Consider the following 21,982-nt stretch of genomic DNA (forward strand, 5'->3'; position numbering starts at 1 on the left):
GATTAACGCTTCGAGAACTGAGTACCACGGCGGGCACCGTGCAGACCGTACTTCTTGCGTTCCTTCATACGGCTGTCGCGCGTCAAGTGGCCGTTGTCTTTCAACTGGTGACCAACTTCGGCGTCCATGCTTAACAGAGCACGGCCGAGGCCCATGCGGCAAGCACCCGACTGTCCGGTTGGACCGCCGCCGGTAACCAGAATGCGGACGTCGATCTTGCCTTCGTAACCGCTATCGCGGATCGGAGCCATGACGGCGTTCTGGTCTTGCTCGTGCGGGAAGTATTCGGCGAGTTCACGATCGTTGATGACGATCTTACCGGTACCGGCTTTGACGCGAACACGGGCGACGCCCGACTTACGACGACCGGTGCCGAGGTGTTCGCCCGTCTTGGGGTCAGTCTTTACAACGTGCTCGACAGGTGCAGGCGTAGCTTCAACCGTTTCGGTTGTCGTGGTTTCTACGGCAGTGGCTTCGGTGCCTTCGTTTTGCACGTCTTCGGTTTGAGGATCCGCAGTCGACATAACTTGCTAACTCTTGACCAGATGGATTGGGGGAAATCGGAAAACGACCTCGGGTGAATCCCACCTTCGGCTACTGGAATTACTTACGCTTCTTCTGGCGAACCTGACCCAGGCCTTCCAGCTTTTCCGGGTTTTGAGCTTGGTGATTGTGTTCGGGACCTACGAAGATCTTCAGCTTCTCGAGCATCTTGGTGGCCAGCTTGTTCTTAGGAAGCATACGGCGAACCGCTTCGCGAAGAATCTGATCAGGATGCGATTCCAATCGTTCTTCAGCCGATTCGCTACGCTGACGCGTGTAACCGGTGTACCAGGTGTAGCGTTTCTGTTCCCACTTGCTGCCGGTGAATTTCACCTTTTCAGCGTTGACGACAATGACGAAGTCGCCGGTATCGACGTGCGGGGTGTAGGTCGGGCGATGCTTGCCCATCAGACGCACGGCGATGTCGCTGGCCAAACGCCCGACGATTTGATCTTCGCCGTCGACGAGCCACCATTTCTGCTCGACTTGTCCTGGTTTGGCTTGATAAGTTTTGGTCGTCATCGTTTTGTTAATTTCACTACTGGGGCTCAAGCCGGCATCCTGCTCACTGCTGGGTGGCTCGAACCACAAAAACCGCGTGGCTTTCGTAACCTAAGTCCCCAAAAGGCCTTACACTTACTGTCGGCATCCTGTGGGAAATTAGAAACACGTATCTTACCGTGGTCAGTGAAACCCCACAAGGGACCGGATTAAGAAAATGGCAGGGATGTTTGCGAGTCGCCCACGGTCCACTTACGAACATTAGCAACAGCTGACCAGGGGGTGAGCGACGTCTATCTTCCCTAACGCTAAGAACTTCCCACGGAATGCTGATCTCTCGCTTACATGGATAATCTCAGGGTTCACAACGCCCCAGCGGTGTGGGACAATTCCGTTCTAACGCTCGCGCCTAGCGGAATGCCGCAAGCCTGGCATGATGAAATGACCATCTGGGCTTGGCAATGACGGATCGTTGATTGACACCAAGTGCTCCCGAGAAAGGCCGACCATGATAGTTGCCGTCTTGCGCGAAAACTTCCCCGGGGAACAACGTGTTGCCCTGGTACCGGGCTCCGTCCCCAATCTTACGAAGGCCGGAGCGACCATTCTTGTCGAAAAGGGTGCTGGAACGGCAGCTGGATTTCCTGATCAGCAATATGTCGACAAAGGTGCCGAGCTTGTCGAGAACCGCCAGGAAGCCTTCCAAAAGGCGGACATCATATTCCAGGTCCGTAGTTATGGAGCCAACCCGGACGCCGGCAAGGCGGATCTCGACCACATGAAGCCTGGGCAGATTGTCATTGGCATGGCGGATCCCCTGGGCAATTTAGCGGCCATCCAGGAAGTCGCCTCGCGACAGGCGAAGCTTTTCGCGTTGGAGATGATTCCCCGAATCACCCGTGCTCAAAGCATGGACGTGTTGTCCTCGCAAGCGACCATCGCCGGTTACCGAGCCGTCCTGCTGGCGGCCATTCATCTGCCGAAGATGTACCCCATGCTGATGACCGCCGCAGGCACACTTTCCCCGGCCCGGGTTTTCGTCATCGGGGCAGGCGTGGCTGGACTGCAAGCGATCGCCACTTCGAAGCGATTGGGCGCGGTCGTAACGGCCTACGACGTTCGCCCCGAAGCGAAAGAACAGATTGAAAGCCTCGGTGCCAAGTGCGCTCAACTTCAGCTAGAAGCCGAAGGAGCCCAGGATAAGGGAGGCTACGCCAAAGATCTCGGGGAAGAATTCTACACGAAGCAGCGCGAGTTCATGGGCCAGATTTGCTCGGAAAATGACGTCGTTATCACGACTGCCGCTATCCCCGGTCGGAAGTCCCCCTTGCTGGTCACCACCGAAGGCATCCGGCGGATGGCTCCTGGAAGCGTCGCCATTGATCTGGCAGCAGAACGGGGAGGGAATATCGAACCGAGCGAACCAGACCAAACGGTACATCTCGACGGAATTACGATCCTGGGGCCGACAAACTTGGCCAGCGAAATTCCCAATCACGCCAGCCAGATGTTCTCGCACAACATCACCAAGTTCCTGCTCAACATGGTGAAAGACAAGCAGCTCAACGTGAATATGGACGACGAGATCGTCGCAGGCACAATCGCAACCAGCGATGGAGAAGTTGTCAACGGTCGCCTGCGTGAGATGCTACAGCTGCCTCCACTTTCACCACCAGAAGCCCCCAAACCAGAACCGAACACAGAATCGTCCGAACAGGAGAAACCAAGTGATTCGTAACCTGCTAATTCTGTGCATGGTCGTCGTATTTGCGGGCAGCCTGGGACTGAACGGCTCGATTGCCCAGGACGGCAAAGAGGCACCCAGCACTGACAAAGTTGAAGCCGCTAAGCCCTCTCAGCAAGAGAGCGACACGGACGCTTCGCCCAAGGCACCTGCGGAGGAAATGAGCCAAGCAGAAGCTTCCGAGGCCGGGCCTAAATACACCAAGTGGACTGCGTTGGTGGGCAGCATCACTATTTTTGTGCTGGCCGTTTTCGTTGGCTTCGAGATCATCACCAAGGTGCCACCGACCCTGCATACGCCATTAATGTCGGGATCGAACGCGATCTCAGGGATTTCGATCGTCGGTGCCCTGTTGTCAACAGCCTTGGGCGCGAACTGGTTCGCCTCATTCCTGGGCCTGTTGGCCATCATTATGGCAACGGTCAATGTCGTCGGTGGTTACATGGTGACGCACCGCATGTTGTCGATGTTCCAAAAGCGATAGAAGAGATGTCGGAGGGCACACCCCAGTGGCGGGCACGTGCCAATGTGGTCGGACTTTAGCAACAAGAAGGAGCAGCCGTGCTCGACTCCCACATCATCGTGAATCTGGTTTACTTAGTGGCTGCCGTTATGTTCATCTTCGGTCTGAAGATGATGGCTCATCCCCGCACGGCCGTTCGCGGAAATCTGATCAGCAGTATCGCGATGCTGATTGCCGTCGTCGTCACGTCCTACCTTATCTTCGCCGATGGAGGCGCTTCCTGGGTTGGGTGGCTACTGATCGCCGTGGGGCTGGTGATCGGAAGTGGGATTGGGATTTTCCTGGCCGTTAAGGTCGAGATGAAGCAGATGCCACAGCTTGTTGCTTTATTTAATGGACTGGGTGGTGGAGCCTCTGTCTTTGTGGCTGGTGCCGAACTCCTTGGGCTCACCGACGCCAGAGCGACCGCGGACGTCATGTTGGCGATTGGCATATCAGGCCTGATCGGAACGGTCACTTTCTGGGGTTCGCTGGTGGCATTTGGAAAGCTGCAAGAGATTGAAATCTTCGAGAAACCACTTCCCATCCCTGCCCCTCAGGCATTCAATGCCGTATTAGCGGTCGTGCTTCTAATTCTCGTGGCCGTCATGGCTTCGACCGGAATGGGTTGGCCTTTCATTTTCGTTTTCATCTGTGCTACTGCACTCGGATTTACGCTGGTCATGCCGATCGGGGGGGCCGATATGCCGGTGGTGATTGCGCTGCTGAACAGTTACTCGGGACTAGCAGCCGCGGCAACGGGATTCGTGATCGACAACAACGTGCTGATCATCTCCGGATCGCTCGTCGGAGCGTCCGGGATTATTCTGACGCAAATCATGTGCAAGGCGATGAATCGTTCGCTGATCAACGTCTTATTCGGCACCATGCAAGCGGGTGGCGGGACCTTTGGTTCGGACGACGAACTCTACGCTAACGTTCGCTCGACTTCCGCGGACGATATTGCCATGATCTTGGACAACGCCCAACGCGTGGTGTTCGTTCCCGGCTATGGTCTAGCCGTTGCCCAAGCCCAGCACGCCGTACGTGACCTGGCGAATCTACTGAAAGATAAGGGAGCCACCGTTGAATACGCGATTCACCCCGTTGCTGGCCGCATGCCCGGCCACATGAACGTCCTCTTGGCCGAGGCCGACGTGCCCTATGACCAGCTAAAAGAAATGGATGAGATTAATCCCACCATGGGGCAGGTCGACGTGGCAATTGTTATCGGGGCCAACGACGTTGTGAATCCGCTGGCCAATACCGATCCGAATAGCCCAATTGCCGGCATGCCCATTATTGAAGTCGACAAGGCTCGCACGGTGATTGTCATCAAGCGTAGCCTCAGTCCTGGCTTCGCAAAAATTCCCAACCCACTTTTTGCCGCCGAGAACACGCTCATGTTCTTTGCCGATGGTAAGAAGGCGGTGCTTGATATCGTGAGTGCCGTCAAAGATCTTTAAACTCAGCACTACCCAGCTGCCTGCAGTTGGAATTCCGTATCACTCCAACTCGGAAGAATCTCGGTTACTCCTTCAATCACGCCCCACTGGCTGCCGTACCAGCGTTCGACTTGCAGCCAATCTTCCGCAGGAATCTCACGCAAACAAGCCAACCATCGGCCCGGGTGCGATCCTTCGATCGCCGCGACTCTGCGACAACCTTCTACGTTGCGGTCGGGCAGCTCACCTTCGCTGCAGTACTGCCCCCAGGTAATGACACCAACGTTTGAGCGCACAGAGATCCGAAACAGCCCATCGCAAAGCACGTCGGTCATTTCACGCGTGCCGAGTAAACGATGTCGAGTCGAGGGGCGCTCGAATGCGCAGTTCGCACTGGGTTCCCACTGATTGTTGGTCGAAAACCAAACCGCCGGCATCCCGCCTGGTGCCCATCGGGGTGTTTGCGGCTTGAGCTTTCCGCTTTCAAAAATGGCGTCAATATGCCGCCCTGTCGTGTAATGCCAAAACATGTCCTTTACTCCCAAGTCCCATTAGTAAGATGACTGTTCTGATGTTCAGTGATCGCGCGGACACGTTAGGTCACTCGAATTGCCTGTTTCGTGAAAGGACCAAAAGACACATGGCTAATGATTGGCTGCACCAACGGCACTGCTCTCCCAAGTCGCATATTCGGAACACGAGCCTGAGAAATTGCGAAGACTAGCTAATGTGTAGCGACAAGGGTGACGATTCGAATACTAGGTGGTGATGGATACCACCGCGATAAATGTGCGCCGTCGAGGAGGATGGTTTAGCATTTATCACCCCAGGTCACGGACGAAGCATAGATTTCCGAAACTTCAGTACGTGGCCCAATCAATGCCCCGACAGATTCCCAACTATTTGCGAGTCCACCGCGAAGAGACGCAAGCTAGTGAACCCACCAGGCAAGAAGCCTACCCAGGGTTATCGAAGATCTCTGCAGCACTGACCGACTTGACCGGGTTCGGACTCGCCCTTCGCGAAGAACCTTCCATCAAAAAGGGGAAACGCATGTCGCAGCAACATGTGACTCGGGGCGGAAAAATGTCGCGACTTGAACTTCACGCGCATGAAGGTGCGCAGGCAAGAACCGTCGACGATGCTGCCATGCTTGAAAACCTCGGCGGATTGGCCGGCGGCCTCGAGTTTTTGCTGGCCGAGATCGACCGACTTCGTGTCGCCATCCGCCAACGCGAAGCGGAACTGGCCACACACATTCCTGTTGTGGCGCACCCCGCCGTCGATCACCTGGCCGACCGACTCGAAGCAGCACTGGCTTCGGCCGTCGAAGTCACCGGTGCTACCGCAGCCGGACTTTACGTGCTGGACGATGCAACGAGCGAACTCAAACTTCGCGCCGCTTACAACCTTCCGCAGAGCCGGCTTCTCGATCCGCCGCGGCCACTCGAAGGCAGCCTGGCCGACCTGGAAGCCTTGTCCGGCAACGCCGTCGTCCTGGAAGACACGAAACTGCTTCCTCACTGGCCATGCCCCGAAGATGTTCCATCTGCCGTCTGCATTCCTGTTGCGACGTCGACGACACCCCTGGGAACCCTCTGGGTATTTGCCGACGACTCTCGTGATTTCAGCAATCGCGAAACCAATCTTCTCGAAATCATCGCTGGTAAATTGGCCGTCGACCTGGAACGAGATCAGTTGATCGCCGAACGCCGTACGACGCAGAAGCTCGCTCGCCAAAAGAATCAAATCGCCGATCGCCAAAGGGCTCAGCTCCCCAACGTCAAACCACTGGTGGAAGGGTGGGACGTCTCGGCCTGGACCCAGCAAGGCAATGAAATGGGAGGCGATTTTCATGACTGGGCGGTCATCGAAGATGGCAAGTTGGCGATCTTCGTTGGCGATGCCATGGACGATAACTTCGATGCGGTGATGACCTCTACGAGCCTGGCGACCGCCGTAAAAGCGAATTGCCGGATTGCCCATACGGCCGAGGTCATGCTCGACCGCGTAAATCGAACCTTCTGGGCAGCATCGGCCGGTGACCATTTCGCCTCGCTCGCTTACGCGATCTTCGACCCAATGCTCGGCACAATGGAAGCCGGTTCATGTGGCCACGTCCAAGGATTCGCTTTCAAGCAAAACTCGGTCCGACCACTGTGGAACAACTCCTGGCCTTTGGGCAGCGGCCCCGACGTCGAGCCGGAATTGGCCTCCGCGATGCTGCAACCCGGCGAAGTCATGGCCCTGCTCTCCTCTGGGCTGATTGAAACACTTCGGGAACTGGATGGCAAAAACTGGCAGGCAAAGTTCTGCGACCTGGTGGTTCGCCACCTCGATTTGCCTTCGGACAGGATCCTGCGGGCTGTCCAGGAACGACTCAATCGGGCGGTTCTCTCGGGCTCGCTTGATAAGACGCTCGTTTTCGTTAAACGCAAAGAGGACAACTAGTTCGCGCGAACTTTGCAGGGGCGAGAGTGTCCCCTACTTGACCTTTCAAGGCTTTCGCGTAGACTGCTTTGTTTGGCGTAAAGCCGAAATTGTGGGCTCGTGGCGGAATTGGCAGACGCGCTAGGTTGAGGGCCTAGTGTCCGCTTTAGGACGTGCTGGTTCGACTCCAGTCGGGCCCACTTGAACAAGGACTTGCGATTCATTTCGCAGGTCCTTTTTTCATGTGCAGATCAAAGCAGCGATCCGCCAGAAGCTGCCTGGTTCGACCCGGCCTTGATCACGGCCTGAACGTATTTGGCCACCATGTCCGGTTCGACGCCGGCATGCTGGGCGATGTCGCGGACGACCTTCTCCATGTCCTGCCCCGCTTTGACCCGATTCAGAATAATCGGCAAGTAGGATTCAACCTGCTTCACGATTCGCTTGGTCAACAGACCAGAATCGGTGAACTTGGGAGCTTCCCCTTTTTTTGGCTTTTTGAGCGGGGGAAGTTTGAACTCTGACATGGTAGATTCGCCGTCGATAGAAATATGTACTTTCGAGTACTTCTATCGTAACACGGCCGATTTGAGAAATCAGCGTACTCGGCAAAATTTCGTTAGGCGGCTCGACGAATATCGTCCGCGTGACGCTGGGGATAGGCAAACCCGGTCTTGGAATCGTTCCAACGGCGAAGGGCGACAGCCACGAGGTGCCCACCAAAGGCCACCGAGAGCTTCAACGCATGCTGGATTTTCCGTTCTCGCCCCACCAGCGGAACGCAATCCATATCGACCTCGGGATCGATGCTACGAAGATTGGACGTGGGCGGAACGAAGCCGTCGCGAAGTGCCAGAGCGGTCATCGCCAGTTCGATGCTGCCAGAGGCATTCAACGAGTGACCGACCATCGACTTGATACTACTGGCACAAAGCCGATTGGTAAACGGGCCGAAAGCAGCTCGGATACCGCGAGCTTCGTTCACATCGTTCTGCTGGGTGCCGGTGCCGTGGCAATTGATGTAGTCGACGTCACGCGGGCCCAAATCGCTCGACTTCAAGGTGATCCGCAGGAGCCGCTCCAAAGCGTCGCTCTGCATATCGATGCCGGTCACATGGTGTGCTTCGGCCAGCATGCGGCAGCCGAGAACTTCAGAATAGATCTTCGCCCCACGCGCCAAGGCATGGCTGAGCCGTTCGACCACGAACATGGCCGAACCTTCCCCGATGACGAAACCATTACGCGTCTTATCAAAGGGTCGGCAAGCATGAACGGGATCGGCGTCGTCCGACAAAACTCGCATTTTGCGAAATCCGGCGACGAAAAGTGGATCGATCGCTTCGGCACTGCCAGCCAAAGCGATGTCACACTGGCGGTCGCGAATGGCCCGTACCGCACAGCCGAGCTCGACCAAACCGCTGGCACAGGCCGTCGAGTGCGAAAGCCGCGGGCCATCCAGGCCAAACGTGTGTGCTACGTGATACGAAGGCGTACAAGGAAAGAATTGTTCGTGAGGTAGCCCGCCGGCGACTGGCCACGTCTTACCGGGAAGATCAAGGACATTGAAAATCGACCGAGCGTCCCCCATGCCGGCACTGACAGCGCAGCCGAACCGAGTTCGATCGATGTTGCCCAGGTCAACTTGGGCGTCCTTCAGGGCTTCGGCGGCGGCAATTTCGTTGAGCGTGAGAATCTTCAGCCGGGGTTCATAGCCTTCGGGCAGATCGACCGGTGCCCCCAGTACCAGGTTGTCTTCAATGGGAGAAATGCCGGTCATACGGCGAATTCCGCACGTTCCGCGCTGAATCGACGCCCAGGTCGATTCTCGGTCCTTTCCGACCGATGTGATCAGTCCGATTCCGGTAATGACAACCGGATCTTTCGCGTCTTCTTTGGTCAAGTTGCGTATTCCAACCGCTGGAGTGCCATAGCTGCCTCGCCGCTTGATCTCCCTATCGAGCGGGCTTTCGAGGCCATCGTGTGGGAAAGTTACCCAATCCCGGATTTCGGTTCCAGTTCAGTTTCTTGCGAAGCCATAGACAAAGAAATGCCCGGGAAAACCGCATATCTGTAAAGAATTGCCAAATTTTGCTCAAGAAAGGTTGTCAAACGGCGTGCACCGGATAAACTCTCTGCTGTGGGAAATTAACCCACAAAGGATCAAAACACATTATTGACGTGGGAAACTAACCCAAAAAGGGCGTTTGGCGGTTTTCCTGTATGAAAACAAAAACGCATGGGGTCGGACGAGTTCATTCTGGGGGAATACAGCCGCACGCTGGACGACCGGTTCCGGTTGTCGATTCCCACGCAGATTACCGACCTCATTTCACCAAAGGGGGACGACCTGATCCTGGTCAAAGAACGGCCGGGATGCTTGAGCTTATGGAACGGACCGCAGTGGCAAGGAAAGCTGGATGCCGGAGTGAACTTGGTTCACGCGAAGATCGCCGCTGGCAAGCTGGAAAACAAAATTGCGGACGTCCAACTCTTGGGTCGACTACTTTCCACACGACAACGCAACGTCACGCTGGCCGGAAAAGGGAGATTGCTGATACCGGAGGGATTTCGGGAGTTCTTGGGGGTCGAAGCCGGCGGAGAAGTCTTGATCGTCGGTGCCGCCGTGTGTGTCGAAATCTGGAAGCCAGAAGCGTGGCTCAATAATCTCGAAGAGAAGATGCCGGAGTTCCGATCGTTGCTGGATCAGCTCAGCGGCTAATACCAAATCGCATGGAGTCACTCGTTTGCTAGGGAATTGATCGAACGTCGTTAACCCTGTTTTGTTCCGTAACGACTCGGATCAATGACAAGATACCAGGGATGGCCTTTCAGGCATGGATGCCTACCTTTAAATTCCCTAGCAAACTACGGCCCCGCGGTTGAGAATAGTCCACTCAACCGCGGGGCTTTTTTGTGCGCAAGCCCAATGTGCCCCAACAAGGCGTCTACCCGTGAGCGACTGCCACGTAAGCCATCCGCAGTTGATGCAGAACACTTTCCAGCGCAGCCTTTTCCTGCGGATCAAGATTCCCTTTCGTCTTCTCTTCCAGCACGGCCAGAAGGTCGATCATGTGTTTGGCAACCTCGGGATGCTTCGTCGCTTGCCCTGTCGCCGGATCGGGGATATGCCCCATGGCCGAGAAAGCCTGGGTGGCGAGCATGGAAATCAAGAGCGTGAAATCCGCCGGCGGGAACTGGCCAGCCCCTGACGAAGACGTACTTTCTGGTTCGGCCTCTGCCGGCTGCGAAGGGGCTTCCGCCTCCGGTTCCCCTTTCAGTTTTTCTTTCTCTTGGCGAACCTGTTCTTTCCAATCGCTATCGACAACGATCTTCTTTTCCGGATCTTGTTCTTCGCTCATGGCATGATTTCTCGTCCTCTCTCCCTCGCGTGAGAGAGGGCTGGGGTGAGGGATTCAGAATCAGCGCGTCGAACCTAATACGAAACTAGGCGTCCGCAGGCTCGGAAGATGGCTTCGTCACTTGCTTCTCCTTCTTCGCATCACGGCGACGACGGGCAATCGCGGCACCAATGAAACCGGCGAATAATGGATGGGCTTGAATCGGCTTGCTCTTGAATTCCGGGTGGAATTGAACCGCGACAAACCACGGATGCTCTTCGATTTCAATAATCTCGACGAGCGACTTGTCAGGCTTCAACCCCGAGAATCGCAGACCGTGGCTCTTGAACTGTTCGCGATAAACGTTGTTGAATTCGTAGCGATGACGATGCCGTTCACTGATTTCTTCCTCGCCGTAGGCATCACGGGCATAAGTCCCGTCTTCCAGGGAACAAGGCTGCGTGCCTAGCCGCATGGTCCCGCCTTTGTCGGTGATATTCTTTTGTTCGTCCAGCAGGCATATCACCGGATGTGGCGTGTGCTTGTCGAATTCGGTCGAATGAGCCCCGCCCAAACCAACGACATTGCGGGCAAATTCAATGGCCGCACACTGCATCCCGAGACAGATCCCCAGGAATGGAATGCCTCGCTCGCGGGCGTACCGGATTGCTTCGACTTTGCCTTCGATGCCGCGTTCGCCGAAACCGCCAGGTACTAAGATCCCGTCGAAACCGGCCAGCATCCGCTCGGCACCTTCGGTCTCGAGCGTTTCACTTTGAATCCGGCCGACACGGATTTGCGACTTGTGATGAATACCGGCGTGATCGATTGCTTCGTAGATCGACTTATAAGCGTCTTTATGTTCGGCATACTTGCCCACGACCGCGATGCTGATCTCGTGGTCCGGGTACCGTAGCGTATGCAGAATCTCTTGCCATGGCGTCAGGTCGACCGACGAAACCTGCGGCAGACCCAGCTTGCCGGCAATCAGGTCATCAAGGTTATTATCGTGTAGGCTGATCGGCACCTCGTAGATCGAGAAGTCTTTGTCCTTTTCTTCGATCACCGCTTCGATCGGCACGTTACAGAACAGGGCGATCTTCTCACGATCGTCCCGGCTCAAATTGCGTTCGGTGCGGCAGATCAAGATGTCCGGCTGAATACCGATTTCGCGAAGCTGCCCCACCGAGTGCTGCGTTGGCTTGGTTTTCAGTTCCCCTGCCGCCTTCAAGTAGGGCACCAGAGTCAGGTGAATGAACAAGCAGTTCTCACGACCAACCGTCTGGGGAAATTGACGGATCGCTTCAAGAAACGGTTGGCTTTCGATGTCACCGACCGTACCACCAATCTCGGTGATGATGACGTCGGTGTCGTCGTCCCCCAGCTTGCGAATGACCGACTTGATTTCGTCGGTAACATGCGGAATAACCTGGACCGTCTTGCCGAGAAACTCGCCGCGACGTTCCTTGTTGATGACCGACATGTAAATCTGGCCGGTCGTGTAATTCGAGTCACGCGTCAGCGGGCTATTCGTGAAACGTTCGTAGTGCCCCAGGTCGAGGTCGGTCTCGCTTCCATCATCCAGTACGTAAACTTCGCCGTGCTGGTAGGGGCTCATGGTCCCTGGGTCGACGTTGATATAGGGGTCAAGCTTCTGCATCTTGACCTTCAGGCCGCGCTGCTCGAGGAGCATCCCGACCGAGGCGCTGGTCAAACCTTTACCCAGTGAACTAACAACGCCGCCGGTAACGAAAATATGTTTTGCCATGAAGTTGCTTGGGCCCAGAGACCTTCCATGCTTCGGAGCAGATAGAAACGTGCCGCGACGCACCACCTTGACCGACTCTGGATTTAAAAATCCAAGCCATTAAAGCCACTTAATGCCCGAACAACGGAAATTAAACGAAGCCTCATGGAAACCAAAGAAGTGCCGCTAGCGTGAAACCACTATCCTAGCGATTGCACATCTTTTTGACAAACGCCGCATAGTCATCTGGGGTATCGATTCCGATACTTGGCTCGGCGATGGTGCCGACCAAAATGGTCTCGCCCATCTCCAGAACCCGAAGCTGCTCGAGCTTTTCCAACTGCTCCAGTTCCGATGGCGGGGCGGTCGCCAGCTTCAACAGAAAGTCGCGGCGGTAGGCATAGATGCCCAAATGTTGTAAGAACGGCGGCTTTTCCGAGTGGAGCACACTTTCGTAGCCGTCGCGGACGTGCGGAATGGGGCTGCGACTGAAATACAGTGCCCGGCCGCTCTCCCCGCAGACCACCTTCACGCAAGCGGGATCCCGTAATTTTTCCATGCTTCGGATCGGCGTAGCAAGGGTTGCCATTGATACGTCCGGATTCGTTTCCAGCAGAAATCGCACGCGTTCGATGGCCTCAGCAGAGATCTCCGGCTCGTCCCCCTGGACGTTGATAAAGATATCGACGTCTGGGCGAGACCGAGCAATTTCAGCAACGCGATCGGTGCCGCTAGCACACGACTCGCTGGTCATGACTGCCTCTCCGCCGAAACGGCTGACGGCCTCTTCAATCGATGGATGATCCGTCGCCACAATCACGCCGCATGTCCCCTGAGCCTTACAGGCGGCCTCGTAGGTGTGCTGAATGAGCGGCTTGCCCGTCTCGGCCAATAATAGCTTCTCGGGCAGGCGTGTTGATTGCAGCCGGGCTGGAATCACAACAAGACTATTCAGAGCCAGCGATACGGCACGTTCCATGGCCATCGGACGAATCCATTCTAAAGACGAATATCGCGTGATCCGCACGCGAACGATACCTCAGCATAAGCGTTATACCCCGGAAAAATGAAGGGCAGTTCCTTCGGGAAACTTCAATCGATCTTCGTATTCCCCCTCGACTTTGCTAAGCTTTGGGGCGATAGCATAGACGGATTTATCTCACCACGCCGAAGGGAAACGGGCCATGTGTGGCATTGTCGGATACGTCGGAGATCACCGGGCAGCAGACTTCCTCCTGGAAGCCCTGCGGCGGCTGGAGTACCGCGGATACGATAGCGCTGGCATCGCGGCCGTCGATCTCAATTCCCACATTCACATCGTGAAAACCGCCGGCCGAATCGACTCACTCGCGGATCGACTGGCCAATGAGATGCCTGTGGGAACGACCGGCATCGGTCATACGCGTTGGGCGACGCACGGCCCCGCGACGCAAATCAATGCCCATCCTCATCCTGGGCCGCATGGCGAAATCGTCGTGGTTCATAATGGCGTGATCGAGAACTACGCGGCGCTGAAGAATCGACTTCAGCAAAAGGGATATCAATTCAAAAGCGACACCGATACCGAAGTGATCGCGTTCATGCTGGAAGATGGCTTCAAGCAGCTCTCGATCCCACCAGGCAAGGCCCCCAGCGATGAAGCGCTTGTGGGACTGGTTCAAAAGGTCCTGGCCAAACTGCAAGGGACGTACGGTGTCGGCATCCTCTTCCGATGTCGGCCTGACCTGGTGATTGCCGCACGGCTTGGCAGTCCGCTGGTAATCGGCGTATCGGAAGACGCCCACTTCCTGGCCAGCGATGCCTCGCCACTGGTGGGCTATACCGACAAGATTGTCTATCTGACCGATCACCAAGTCGCACTGATTAAAGCCGACTCCTTGCAAATCGCTCACCGTGACCTGGGTGAGATCACGCACAACGTCGAGAAGCTCGAAATTGCTTCCGGGGATGTCGAACTGGGTGACTTCGAGCACTACATGCTCAAAGAAATCTTCGAGCAACCCCAGTCGATCGAAAACGCCATGCGGGGTCGTTTGAATCTCGATAACGCAACGGCCGTCTTCGGAGGCCTGAACCTGACCCCCCAGGAACTACGCGGCGTTGACCGGATCCTGCTCACGGCGTGTGGTACCAGTTGGCACGCGGCCATGGTCGGGGAATACCTCATCGAAGAGATGGCCCGGATTCCTGTCGAGGTGGAGTACGCTTCGGAACTTCGTTATCGCAATCCACCGGTACCACGTCGTACGCTCGTGTTTGGCATTACCCAAAGTGGCGAAACGGCCGATACGCTTGCCGCGCTGCGAGAGATGAAACGCAAGGGACATCCAACGCTGGCGATCTGTAACGTGGTAGGAAGCAGTATTGCCCAAGAGGCGGACGGAGGCATCTATCTGCATGCAGGCCCCGAAATCGGCGTGGCTTCCACCAAAGCGTATACCTCGCAACTCGTGGTAATGGCAATGCTTGGTCTTTACTTTGGCCGGCTCAATCACCTCAGCTTCGACCAAGGCTATCGCATCATCCGCGCGATGCAGGCTCTTCCTGATGCCGTTCGCAAAGCACTGACCACCCAGGACCAGGCCCGCAAGATTGCGGAAAAGTACCAGACCTCGAACAACTTCCTCTATCTAGGTCGCTACTTCAACTTCCCCACAGCACTGGAAGGTGCGCTCAAGCTCAAAGAAATCAGCTACATCCACGCCGAGGGTTACCCTGCCGCGGAACTCAAGCACGGACCGATTGCCTTGGTGGATGAGAACACGCCGAGCGTCTTCATCATGCCGCAAGGCGTCGTCTACGACAAAGTGATGAGCAACCTGCAAGAGATCAAAGCTCGCGGCGGCCCGGTGATCGCCATTGCCAGCGAAGACGACCACGAGATCGACAACTACGCCGACGACGTAATCCGCATTCCGACGGTCGAAGAATTCCTGCAGCCGATCGTCTCCGTGATTCCGCTGCAATTCATTGCCTACCACATCGCCCTGCTGCGTGGCTGCGATGTCGACAAGCCGCGAAACCTGGCCAAGAGCGTGACGGTGGAGTAGCCCGAGTCACCAGCGACACACTTTAGACTTCAGTGCCAGTCGCCCTGCTGCGTTGTACCGCGGAAAGCAAAAGACTGCCCCACCCGATGATCAGGATCATCGCTCCGATGGGCGCTGCTAGCTGCAAGGTTGGCATATCAAGTAGCGCCCCCAAGGCCAAGCCGCCGGCGTATAGCAACGTTCCCACTGCGAAGCCCGCGCCTCCAATTAGTTGAAAACGACCGCCTGATCCAACCAGCCCCAAGCCAATCAACGCCAGCGCATAATAACCGCAGTACTGCACGCCTTGTTGGTAACGCTGCCAGCGTTGGGCACTTTCTTGCCGGTCGATCGCGCTGATTTCCAGCGTCTTGGCTCCTTCCGGGCCGTGCGGATCCGAAACATAGACCGCTTTCGCTTGAAGTTGCTTGTCGAAGTGCCCTTGCACCCACGGCGCGGCCACCGGTCCGCCGACGACCGCGACCATTCCAAATAACGATCCGAGAATGAAGTTGATATTCACCATGGATTCCCCCTAACGACGTCTTCGAGTCTTGGTCTGGGAGGTAAGATCGAAGTTCATTTCGGCGTCTTCACTCACCGAAGCCGTTAGACCTGAGTTGGCGACCGCATAAGTCCAGGGAATTACCTTCTCAGCTTGGGTAAACCCGGCAATCTGAACGATCTTCTCACCGGCCCCGCACTCGAGCGTGTACCTTCCATCGACGACGTCGCCGCGCGATACGTCTCTCGACCCATCGGTCGGTGAGAACATGACACTTCCCGTTGTGATCGGTTGACCGTCGAGGGTCACGTTGCCGGTAATCTCGAATTTCGGCGGACCTTGCGAACACCCGAGGGCCGCTATCGTCGCACCGAGAACGAAGAGTTCGAGCGTTCGTTTCTTCAAGTTTGTAACCACGTTTTCCATTCCTTTTATCCGATGCTCATCTCTCCGCCAGACGATGCATGCCCGATGGTTCAGTTGATAGAGTTTCTACGAGACGCTTTCCGCGGGGCCATTAAACAAGGGCCCGCGAAAGCTGATGGACTTTGTCAATCTCAAACAAGCACCTTAGAACGGCTGAATGAGAAGACCATCGCCGCGGTTGCACAGATTCTGAATAGTCAGTTGGCTCGCGGTATCGGGAATGAAAGAGACCGATGCGTCGGCACGCGTGGCCATCACCCCGCCGGGGTGCGCACTGCGCGGCATGTAGGCGGTCTGCGCGGAATCACCGGACGTCGGCATGGCCAATGTTTCTCGCCATGGATTATTGACCACAGCGGGGCCGCCCGGCACGAAGTCTTGTGCCTCGGGATTGTTGATAGGAATGAACGCCGTGAACATCGACTCCATCGCCCAGCCATTCCAGTAGTTGCCGATCGTGCACTCAGGCTGCGGACTCTGTCGAATCTCACTGAACATCAGCGTGTTGCTCGTCCCATCGGTAATGTCTCGAAACCTGATGGAGGACTTCACAAAGAACAGCCCGCTCATATTGGGACCATAGCGTTCCGTCCCTGACTTATCCGCGAAGGTTGCCTGGAACAGAACGTCCGATGCGGCACATGCCGAGTAATTCCCCTGAAATCCGTCGTTGCCAATCTTGCCTCCGTAAGGATCCGATGGACATACAAAGCCCTCCACAACCGTCTTGCGAATCGCTTCCGGCCAGGTGTTCGCCGCGGAAGTCGCCATCGAGCCTTTCACGCCGTCATACATCGCCGACTGCTCAACGAATGGCAATATTGCAACGAACCATGTTGCTCGGTTCGGATTCTCAGAAGAGTTCTCACGCTGCTGACCACTGAATTGGCCGTACGGTAACGAACCGAACGTATCGTGATAGTTGTGCATCGCCAGCCCGAGTTGCTTCAGGTGGTTGGTGCATTGAATACGTCGAGCGGCTTCACGAGCCTGTTGCACCGCCGGAAGCAGAAGCGCGATCAGCACTCCAATGATGGCGATCACCACCAAAAGCTCCACCAGCGTAAATCCCTTTGCCTTGGTTGTTGACATGATTCTTTCCATATCAGGAAGGTAATGAAGAAAATGAATCGAGCATGTCGAACTCAACGCAATCCAACGAAGCACGACGGGTCATCGTTGCTTTCAATGCGTGCGTTTCGTCTTGCCCACCAGGTGCATGAAGGGATGATGGTTGGGTTGAGGATTATTGTGACAGCACTCGCAACGACGTTCATTGCAATTTCCAATTTTTACCATTTTCAATTTGTTCCACCGGTGGTCTCACGCTGTCAGTTCGAGATGATTGGAATTTTCTCGACCGCTACGCATAAGATAGGGGCGGACTATCGACGCCTCACTGTCGACCGTCCGCCCCCAGGTTCCTAACAATGCTTCCTCTTATGATTGGACGCTGATGTCAAACGTCCCGTTTTCCTTAGGAATATCCGCACGAGTACGGAATGGCCCACCGGGAATTGGGCGTCCTAACATCGTCGAGGTCCCAGGTTCTCCGTTTCCATCGAAGGCTTCGATGATGATCTTTTGAGGACCGCCGACGACTCCTTTTCCATAGTCCGTTTCGTAACGTCCTTCATGGATTTCTGCGATCGCCATCGGACCTCGGTTCCCTTGCGATGCGTCCGGCTCGAACTGAACGGTGCCTGCCACCACAGGCTTACCGTTCAAGAGAACTTCACCAGAAATCTGATACCGCGAAGGACCATCTGAAGCAGATTCGGCACACCCGCATATGCAGATTGCCAATACGATCATGTATCGCATGTCACACCTTTCGTGCTGTGGATCAATGCCTTCCAACCTTCGCACCGTTAGAACTGCGGTCCGCCGATTGGTAGCCCATCGCTGCGAACGGCCAATTCACGGTAGGCGTTGATGTCGATCACTTCGCTAAGGAACTGAACCGAACCATCACCGAGCACGAACTGCGCGCCACCGGGATGCTCGCTGCCGAAGGTAGACGTCACGTAGTTAAACGTGTTGACCTGGTTGCCATTCACATCGGGTCCACTGTTGATCTGGCGGACGGCGGCCGACGTTCCGACAAGCAGAGGATCGTTCGCCGTGTGACGATACCCGGAAGCCCAGGTAGTCATCTCGCAGCAGGTATTTCCCTTCATGGCATAGATGGTTTCCCCCACGATCAGCACGTTGGTGGTTCCATCGGTAATATCCGCGAAGCGCGTCTTCGAGTTTCTCCAGAACACACCGTTATTGAAGTAGACGCGACCGCTGTATCCATTGTGACCGTTGTACTGATCCTGATCGTTGGGCGTCGGACCGCCACCGCAGACTGCATGGTAGCTCAACGTCGGAAAGCGACCGGTCGTGAAGGAAGGACAGATGTACTTCGGCATCGACTTGGTCTGGTAAATGTGATTGTTGTTGGTCGACGTGTCGTAGCTGGACGCACCATGCACGGTCAGGTTCTGGTTGAACGCCCAAGCAAACGTTTTGCCAAAATCAAAAGAGTCGTGCAAAGCCGACTCTTCCACGTAAGGAAGAATCAGTACGGTCCAGGGAGCCCGCGACATGTCCGCGCTCCAGCTGCCGCTGTTTCCGAGATTGTTATCCGAGGCCGGTGTCGTCGAGATCGCCCCTGGCGGGAAAGAGCCCAGCGAATCGTGATAGTTGTGCATGGCCAAGCCGATCTGCTTCATGTTGTTCTTGCACTCCATGCGGCGTGCGGCTTCACGGGCTTGCTGCACGGCCGGCAAAAGAAGCGCGATCAACACGCCAATAATGGCAATCACGACTAAGAGTTCAACGAGTGTAAAACCCGAGTACCGCTTCGAGTTCATGGTCATTTCCTTGTTCATGGTGTTCCGTTGAGAAAGCTGAAAAATGAAGATAAATGGATCGATCCGACGGTCACGCGCGGCAACCATTGGCAAGCTCATCTCTGTTCCTAACAAACGGTGCCATTTAGCCGGTGCTCGATTCAGAAAGCTTCTGCAGCATTTCCTCAGCGACTTTGCGGCGTTGTGTATCACCGCTGGCGGATTTCAATTTGATGTAGAGCGGTTTGAGTGGCGCGATCTTGTCGGGCGAACTTCGCAGCGCACTTTCAAACGCTGGCTCGGCACCGAACATCTCGGGCATGGGTGAATTGGGATCGGCGATCTGAGTCAGAAATGACTTCAACATACCTGTCCCGTCATCTCCTGCTTTACCAGGGTCGGAAGGAAACCTGCTCGACATACTGCAGCCGGTCATCACCAGCAAAGTCAGCACGAAAAAAGTGGAAAGGGCGCGAGATTTAAAAATCATGGACTTCCCCTCCGGAACGAGTTCCCAATGCACCCCATACACCGTAGGCGGACTTGCCATTCCAGTTAGGCGAGGCGTCTTGATTGCCAGCATCAATCGTTTCGTTGATGAATTGAGCCGAACCATCCGCAAAGACAACGAGAACACCGCCTGGATGTCGACTGTTGGACGTCATCATGGCTTCCGTCCAGAAATTTTGCTCCCGAGCACACGAAGGACCATTGGGAGGAATGATGGTCGTCACACTTGTGTAAATGACATTTCCGGGGTGCCAGCTATATCCGTGCTTGTCGACCAGTGGCTGAAACGTCAGACCATCGGCAAACTTATTGCCAAGCCATACGGTGCTCGCGGTGCAGTCGCTTGGTTTCGAGAAATTGATAATCGCGGTGTCCCCCCGGGCGCCTTCCGACGCCGGACGGATGATCTCGGCCATGGCGATCGTATTGCTCGATCCGTCCTTTAGGTCGGCGATATTGAAGAAAGAATTCCAGCCGAACATACCCCGCGGCTGCTTATCTTCGCCTTGAGAACCGGTGGTTTCCATCCAGTGGTCGGATGCGACCGTCGCGTAGTTGGTTAGCCCCAGTTCGCGATGGGTTCTGAGATCGTTATCGGAGGGGCAAAGTAGACCGGGGATCTGTGCCCGAGAACCCTCAAACTCGGTATTAACGTAACAGCTGCCGTTGCCATTAAGGCGTGGCGCCCACAATTCATAAACCGCATTTTGCTCCAGATAAGGTGTCAGAGGAACGAACGCACTGACCCCGCTATACCAGGCATCGCAGCCTCCGCCCCCTTGGGCTCGAGAGGGAAAAGCTTCGTTGGTGTCGTGGTAATTGTGGAGCGCCAAGCCCAATTGTTTAAGATTATTCGAACATTGAGACCGCCTTGCGGCCTCCCGAGCTTGCTGTACGGCCGGTAACAGCAACGCTATTAATACTCCAATGATGGCAATCACCACCAAGAGTTCCACGAGGGTAAATCCCCTCTTTCTCGTCATTGACATTGAGTAGCCACTCCATGATCGTAATAAATGGATGATGTTTGGCCCCCAAAAAAGTCGATCATCGCCTAAACGCAGCGCGTTTGAGTTGCCAACTTCTCTGGTGCCTACGGTGCATGATGGAGTGGATTACTGAGAAATATTGTGTATCGTTTAGATATACGGATCATTGCTATTTCCGTTTTTTGTGATTTTCAATTTGTTGCACACGGGAAAGATCTGCCTCGGGGCAACTAGGGATGATTGATCACACGAATCTAGTAACGAAAACGATTGCATTGTTTTTGCCTCGTGGTCACGAGCAGTCAGCTAGAATCACGGCTGGGGCGGCCATGAGCGCGGGCGAGCATCCGCACATCACTCTCTTGGAATGGCCCTACGACGATTCACAACCAGACTTCGACTACGACTTCAGTGAGATCGAATTCGATGGCGCTATCATCTGGGCATACAACGAATCCCCCTGGGCCAAGCGATTACTTCAGATGGGCATTCCCGTTGTCAATTGCGGAAGCAATTGGATTCGCCAGGGAGTGCCTTCGGTAGCGTTCGACTGGGAAACGTTGCAGGACGACCTGATCGAGAAGTTTTCTTCCCTTGGAAGAGAGCATGCAGCCATCGTATCTCATAATCTTGGTAACGATCCGTTTAAGACCGCTTGGCTCAATCGCTTGATCGAGCGGCTGAACGAAAACAAGATATCCACCGAGTTCTTCATCGCGCCGGGACTTCCCAGCGAAGAACGGCAGCGAATGTTCAAGCCGGCTCAGGAAGCGGAGATTATCAAGTTCCTCGAAGAACTTCCGCATCCTTCAGCCGTTTACTGCGACGATGATTACCTGGCGGCGCTGATGTGCCGCGTTGCCCGTGACCTCAAATTCCGGATCCCCCAAGACATTGCCGTCATGGGCTTTGGCAACTATACCATCTCGCGGGTAGCGTCACCGGCTATTTCGTCCATTGAAATACACGGTCAGATGATCGGTCGACAAGCATTTCAAATGGTTCGCGAGCGACTCGAATCGCCTGAAGCCGAATTCCCCCAGGTGCAACAGGTTCGGCTCGAGTTCATCGAGCGCGATACGTTCCGATTTGAACTGGTGAAAGACGCCGTCGTGGCTCAGGTCAATCGCATTATTGAACGCGAAGCCTGCCAGGGCATTAACGTTGATGAACTCGCCCGACGCCTTGGGGTCTCTCGGAACACGCTCAATCGACGGTTCCAACAAGAGTATGGCATCACGCCGGGCAAAAAAATCCGGGCCATTCGCGTTCAACAGGCCAAGCAAATGCTGGTCAATTCGGACCACAGCGTCACGAAGGTAGCCGAGCTTTGCGGTTTCCCCGAGCCTGCAAACTTCGTGAACTTCTTCCGCCGCGAAGTTGGGCAGACGCCCAACGAGTACCGCAACAGTGCCCAGCAGAACGACAGCTAG

The 21,982-nt window shown here is 55.4% G+C and carries 22 protein-coding genes and 1 tRNA gene; 8 read left to right on the forward strand and 15 right to left on the reverse strand.

Features of this window, described 5'->3' with window-relative positions:
- Nucleotides 1-2: 2 nt before the first annotated feature.
- Both rpsI and rplM read right to left on the reverse strand, forming a co-directional pair.
- Nucleotides 3-524 (reverse strand): 30S ribosomal protein S9, encoded by a 522-nt coding sequence (gene rpsI / locus Pan97_RS20010; protein WP_144975706.1) that lies wholly within the window; start codon nucleotides 522-524, stop codon nucleotides 3-5.
- 79 nt (nucleotides 525-603) lie between these two features.
- A complete protein-coding gene (rplM, locus tag Pan97_RS20015; protein ID WP_144975708.1) occupies nucleotides 604-1,065 on the reverse strand; it encodes a 50S ribosomal protein L13 in 462 nt (153 codons plus the stop codon).
- Nucleotides 1,066-1,552: 487 nt separating this feature from the next.
- Between rplM and Pan97_RS20020 the strand changes: the two genes are divergently transcribed.
- The 3 genes from Pan97_RS20020 (at nucleotide 1,553) to Pan97_RS20030 (ending at nucleotide 4,756) form a co-directional block, all read left to right on the forward strand.
- Nucleotides 1,553-2,782, forward strand: coding sequence for an NAD(P) transhydrogenase subunit alpha (locus Pan97_RS20020; protein WP_144975710.1), 1,230 nt, complete (start codon nucleotides 1,553-1,555; stop codon nucleotides 2,780-2,782).
- On the forward strand, nucleotides 2,772-3,272 hold the full coding sequence (locus Pan97_RS27225) for an NAD(P) transhydrogenase subunit alpha (RefSeq protein WP_196782162.1): 501 nt from the start codon (nucleotides 2,772-2,774) through the stop codon (nucleotides 3,270-3,272). Before Pan97_RS20020 ends, Pan97_RS27225 begins: the two co-directional genes overlap by 11 nt.
- Nucleotides 3,273-3,349: 77 nt before the next feature.
- Entirely contained in the window at nucleotides 3,350-4,756 is a 1,407-nt protein-coding gene (locus Pan97_RS20030) for an NAD(P)(+) transhydrogenase (Re/Si-specific) subunit beta (RefSeq protein WP_144975712.1), read from the forward strand.
- 8 nt (nucleotides 4,757-4,764) lie between these two features.
- Here Pan97_RS20030 and Pan97_RS20035 read toward each other — a convergent pair whose 3' ends face one another.
- Entirely contained in the window at nucleotides 4,765-5,265 is a 501-nt protein-coding gene (locus Pan97_RS20035; protein WP_144975714.1) for a hypothetical protein, read from the reverse strand.
- 523 nt (nucleotides 5,266-5,788) lie between these two features.
- Between Pan97_RS20035 and Pan97_RS20040 the strand changes: the two genes are divergently transcribed.
- Both Pan97_RS20040 and Pan97_RS20045 read left to right on the forward strand, forming a co-directional pair.
- Complete coding sequence (locus tag Pan97_RS20040; RefSeq protein ID WP_165698866.1) at nucleotides 5,789-7,186, forward strand: PP2C family protein-serine/threonine phosphatase; 1,398 nt, start codon at nucleotides 5,789-5,791, stop codon at nucleotides 7,184-7,186.
- A 93-nt stretch (nucleotides 7,187-7,279) separates the two neighbouring features.
- Nucleotides 7,280-7,365, forward strand: a tRNA-Leu gene (locus Pan97_RS20045).
- 51 nt (nucleotides 7,366-7,416) lie between these two features.
- On the opposite strand, the gene Pan97_RS20050 is transcribed toward Pan97_RS20045, so the two are convergent.
- Complete coding sequence (locus Pan97_RS20050) at nucleotides 7,417-7,692, reverse strand: hypothetical protein (protein ID WP_144975718.1); 276 nt, start codon at nucleotides 7,690-7,692, stop codon at nucleotides 7,417-7,419.
- A gap of 92 nt (nucleotides 7,693-7,784) precedes the next feature.
- Complete coding sequence (locus tag Pan97_RS20055) at nucleotides 7,785-9,065, reverse strand: beta-ketoacyl-[acyl-carrier-protein] synthase family protein (RefSeq protein WP_144975720.1); 1,281 nt, start codon at nucleotides 9,063-9,065, stop codon at nucleotides 7,785-7,787.
- A 336-nt stretch (nucleotides 9,066-9,401) separates the two neighbouring features.
- Here Pan97_RS20055 and Pan97_RS20060 point away from each other — a divergent pair, with 336 nt between their 5' ends.
- Nucleotides 9,402-9,884 (forward strand): division/cell wall cluster transcriptional repressor MraZ, encoded by a 483-nt coding sequence (locus Pan97_RS20060; protein WP_105349770.1) that lies wholly within the window; start codon nucleotides 9,402-9,404, stop codon nucleotides 9,882-9,884.
- A 226-nt stretch (nucleotides 9,885-10,110) separates the two neighbouring features.
- Here Pan97_RS20060 and Pan97_RS20065 read toward each other — a convergent pair whose 3' ends face one another.
- The 3 genes from Pan97_RS20065 to kdsB all read right to left on the reverse strand — a co-directional run bounded on the left by Pan97_RS20065 (nucleotide 10,111) and on the right by kdsB (nucleotide 13,205).
- Nucleotides 10,111-10,524 carry a DUF1844 domain-containing protein gene (locus Pan97_RS20065; RefSeq protein WP_144975722.1) on the reverse strand — a complete coding sequence of 138 codons (414 nt, stop codon included), beginning with the start codon at nucleotides 10,522-10,524 and terminating at the stop codon, nucleotides 10,111-10,113.
- Nucleotides 10,525-10,609: 85 nt separating this feature from the next.
- Complete coding sequence (locus Pan97_RS20070; RefSeq protein ID WP_144975724.1) at nucleotides 10,610-12,271, reverse strand: CTP synthase; 1,662 nt, start codon at nucleotides 12,269-12,271, stop codon at nucleotides 10,610-10,612.
- A gap of 184 nt (nucleotides 12,272-12,455) precedes the next feature.
- On the reverse strand, nucleotides 12,456-13,205 hold the full coding sequence (gene kdsB, locus Pan97_RS20075) for a 3-deoxy-manno-octulosonate cytidylyltransferase (protein WP_174819572.1): 750 nt from the start codon (nucleotides 13,203-13,205) through the stop codon (nucleotides 12,456-12,458).
- Nucleotides 13,206-13,434: 229 nt separating this feature from the next.
- Here kdsB and glmS point away from each other — a divergent pair, with 229 nt between their 5' ends.
- Nucleotides 13,435-15,300 carry a glutamine--fructose-6-phosphate transaminase (isomerizing) gene (gene glmS, locus Pan97_RS20080; RefSeq protein WP_144975728.1) on the forward strand — a complete coding sequence of 622 codons (1,866 nt, stop codon included), beginning with the start codon at nucleotides 13,435-13,437 and terminating at the stop codon, nucleotides 15,298-15,300.
- A 22-nt stretch (nucleotides 15,301-15,322) separates the two neighbouring features.
- Here the strand turns inward: glmS and Pan97_RS20085 are convergent, their stop codons facing one another.
- The 7 genes from Pan97_RS20085 to Pan97_RS20115 all read right to left on the reverse strand — a co-directional run bounded on the left by Pan97_RS20085 (nucleotide 15,323) and on the right by Pan97_RS20115 (nucleotide 20,549).
- Nucleotides 15,323-15,805 carry a DUF423 domain-containing protein gene (locus tag Pan97_RS20085; RefSeq protein ID WP_144975730.1) on the reverse strand — a complete coding sequence of 161 codons (483 nt, stop codon included), beginning with the start codon at nucleotides 15,803-15,805 and terminating at the stop codon, nucleotides 15,323-15,325.
- 9 nt (nucleotides 15,806-15,814) lie between these two features.
- Complete coding sequence (locus Pan97_RS20090) at nucleotides 15,815-16,201, reverse strand: hypothetical protein (RefSeq protein ID WP_144975732.1); 387 nt, start codon at nucleotides 16,199-16,201, stop codon at nucleotides 15,815-15,817.
- Nucleotides 16,202-16,354: 153 nt separating this feature from the next.
- A complete protein-coding gene (locus Pan97_RS20095; protein WP_196782163.1) occupies nucleotides 16,355-17,302 on the reverse strand; it encodes a DUF1559 domain-containing protein in 948 nt (315 codons plus the stop codon).
- 348 nt (nucleotides 17,303-17,650) lie between these two features.
- Complete coding sequence (locus Pan97_RS20100) at nucleotides 17,651-18,034, reverse strand: hypothetical protein (protein WP_144975734.1); 384 nt, start codon at nucleotides 18,032-18,034, stop codon at nucleotides 17,651-17,653.
- Between the two features lie 47 nt (nucleotides 18,035-18,081).
- Entirely contained in the window at nucleotides 18,082-19,170 is a 1,089-nt protein-coding gene (locus tag Pan97_RS20105) for a DUF1559 domain-containing protein (protein ID WP_261342360.1), read from the reverse strand.
- Nucleotides 19,171-19,195: 25 nt separating this feature from the next.
- Nucleotides 19,196-19,540, reverse strand: a complete 345-nt coding sequence (locus tag Pan97_RS20110) for a hypothetical protein (protein WP_144975736.1) — start codon at nucleotides 19,538-19,540, stop codon at nucleotides 19,196-19,198.
- Complete coding sequence (locus tag Pan97_RS20115; protein WP_144975738.1) at nucleotides 19,530-20,549, reverse strand: DUF1559 domain-containing protein; 1,020 nt, start codon at nucleotides 20,547-20,549, stop codon at nucleotides 19,530-19,532. The genes Pan97_RS20110 and Pan97_RS20115 overlap by 11 nt, the downstream gene beginning before the upstream one ends.
- A 236-nt stretch (nucleotides 20,550-20,785) precedes the next feature.
- Between Pan97_RS20115 and Pan97_RS20120 the strand changes: the two genes are divergently transcribed.
- Nucleotides 20,786-21,982: a helix-turn-helix domain-containing protein gene (locus Pan97_RS20120; RefSeq protein WP_144975740.1), complete on the forward strand. Its 1,197-nt coding sequence runs from the start codon at nucleotides 20,786-20,788 to the stop codon at nucleotides 21,980-21,982.

The organism is Bremerella volcania, from assembly GCF_007748115.1.
Classification (GTDB): domain Bacteria; phylum Planctomycetota; class Planctomycetia; order Pirellulales; family Pirellulaceae; genus Bremerella; species Bremerella volcania.

Bases quoted from the DNA above. Each gene is read 5' to 3' on its own strand.
- Pan97_RS20020 (WP_144975710.1), top strand. From the start codon at position 1,553: ATGATAGTTGCCGTCTTGCGCGAAAACTTCCCCGGGGAACAACGTGTT.
- Pan97_RS20095 (WP_196782163.1), bottom strand. From the start codon at position 17,302: ATGTCAACAACCAAGGCAAAGGGATTTACGCTGGTGGAGCTTTTGGTG.
- Pan97_RS20070 (WP_144975724.1), bottom strand. From the start codon at position 12,271: ATGGCAAAACATATTTTCGTTACCGGCGGCGTTGTTAGTTCACTGGGT.
- Pan97_RS20085 (WP_144975730.1), bottom strand. From the start codon at position 15,805: ATGGTGAATATCAACTTCATTCTCGGATCGTTATTTGGAATGGTCGCG.
- Pan97_RS20065 (WP_144975722.1), bottom strand. From the start codon at position 10,524: ATGAGCGAAGAACAAGATCCGGAAAAGAAGATCGTTGTCGATAGCGAT.
- Pan97_RS20035 (WP_144975714.1), bottom strand. From the start codon at position 5,265: ATGTTTTGGCATTACACGACAGGGCGGCATATTGACGCCATTTTTGAA.
- rpsI (WP_144975706.1), bottom strand. From the start codon at position 524: ATGTCGACTGCGGATCCTCAAACCGAAGACGTGCAAAACGAAGGCACC.
- Pan97_RS20100 (WP_144975734.1), bottom strand. From the start codon at position 18,034: ATGCGATACATGATCGTATTGGCAATCTGCATATGCGGGTGTGCCGAA.
- Pan97_RS20040 (WP_165698866.1), top strand. From the start codon at position 5,789: ATGTCGCAGCAACATGTGACTCGGGGCGGAAAAATGTCGCGACTTGAA.
- Pan97_RS20110 (WP_144975736.1), bottom strand. From the start codon at position 19,540: ATGATTTTTAAATCTCGCGCCCTTTCCACTTTTTTCGTGCTGACTTTG.
- Pan97_RS20120 (WP_144975740.1), top strand. From the start codon at position 20,786: ATGATTGATCACACGAATCTAGTAACGAAAACGATTGCATTGTTTTTG.
- rplM (WP_144975708.1), bottom strand. From the start codon at position 1,065: ATGACGACCAAAACTTATCAAGCCAAACCAGGACAAGTCGAGCAGAAA.
- Pan97_RS20105 (WP_261342360.1), bottom strand. From the start codon at position 19,170: ATGAGCTTGCCAATGGTTGCCGCGCGTGACCGTCGGATCGATCCATTT.
- Pan97_RS20115 (WP_144975738.1), bottom strand. From the start codon at position 20,549: ATGTCAATGACGAGAAAGAGGGGATTTACCCTCGTGGAACTCTTGGTG.
- Pan97_RS20060 (WP_105349770.1), top strand. From the start codon at position 9,402: ATGGGGTCGGACGAGTTCATTCTGGGGGAATACAGCCGCACGCTGGAC.
- Pan97_RS20050 (WP_144975718.1), bottom strand. From the start codon at position 7,692: ATGTCAGAGTTCAAACTTCCCCCGCTCAAAAAGCCAAAAAAAGGGGAA.
- glmS (WP_144975728.1), top strand. From the start codon at position 13,435: ATGTGTGGCATTGTCGGATACGTCGGAGATCACCGGGCAGCAGACTTC.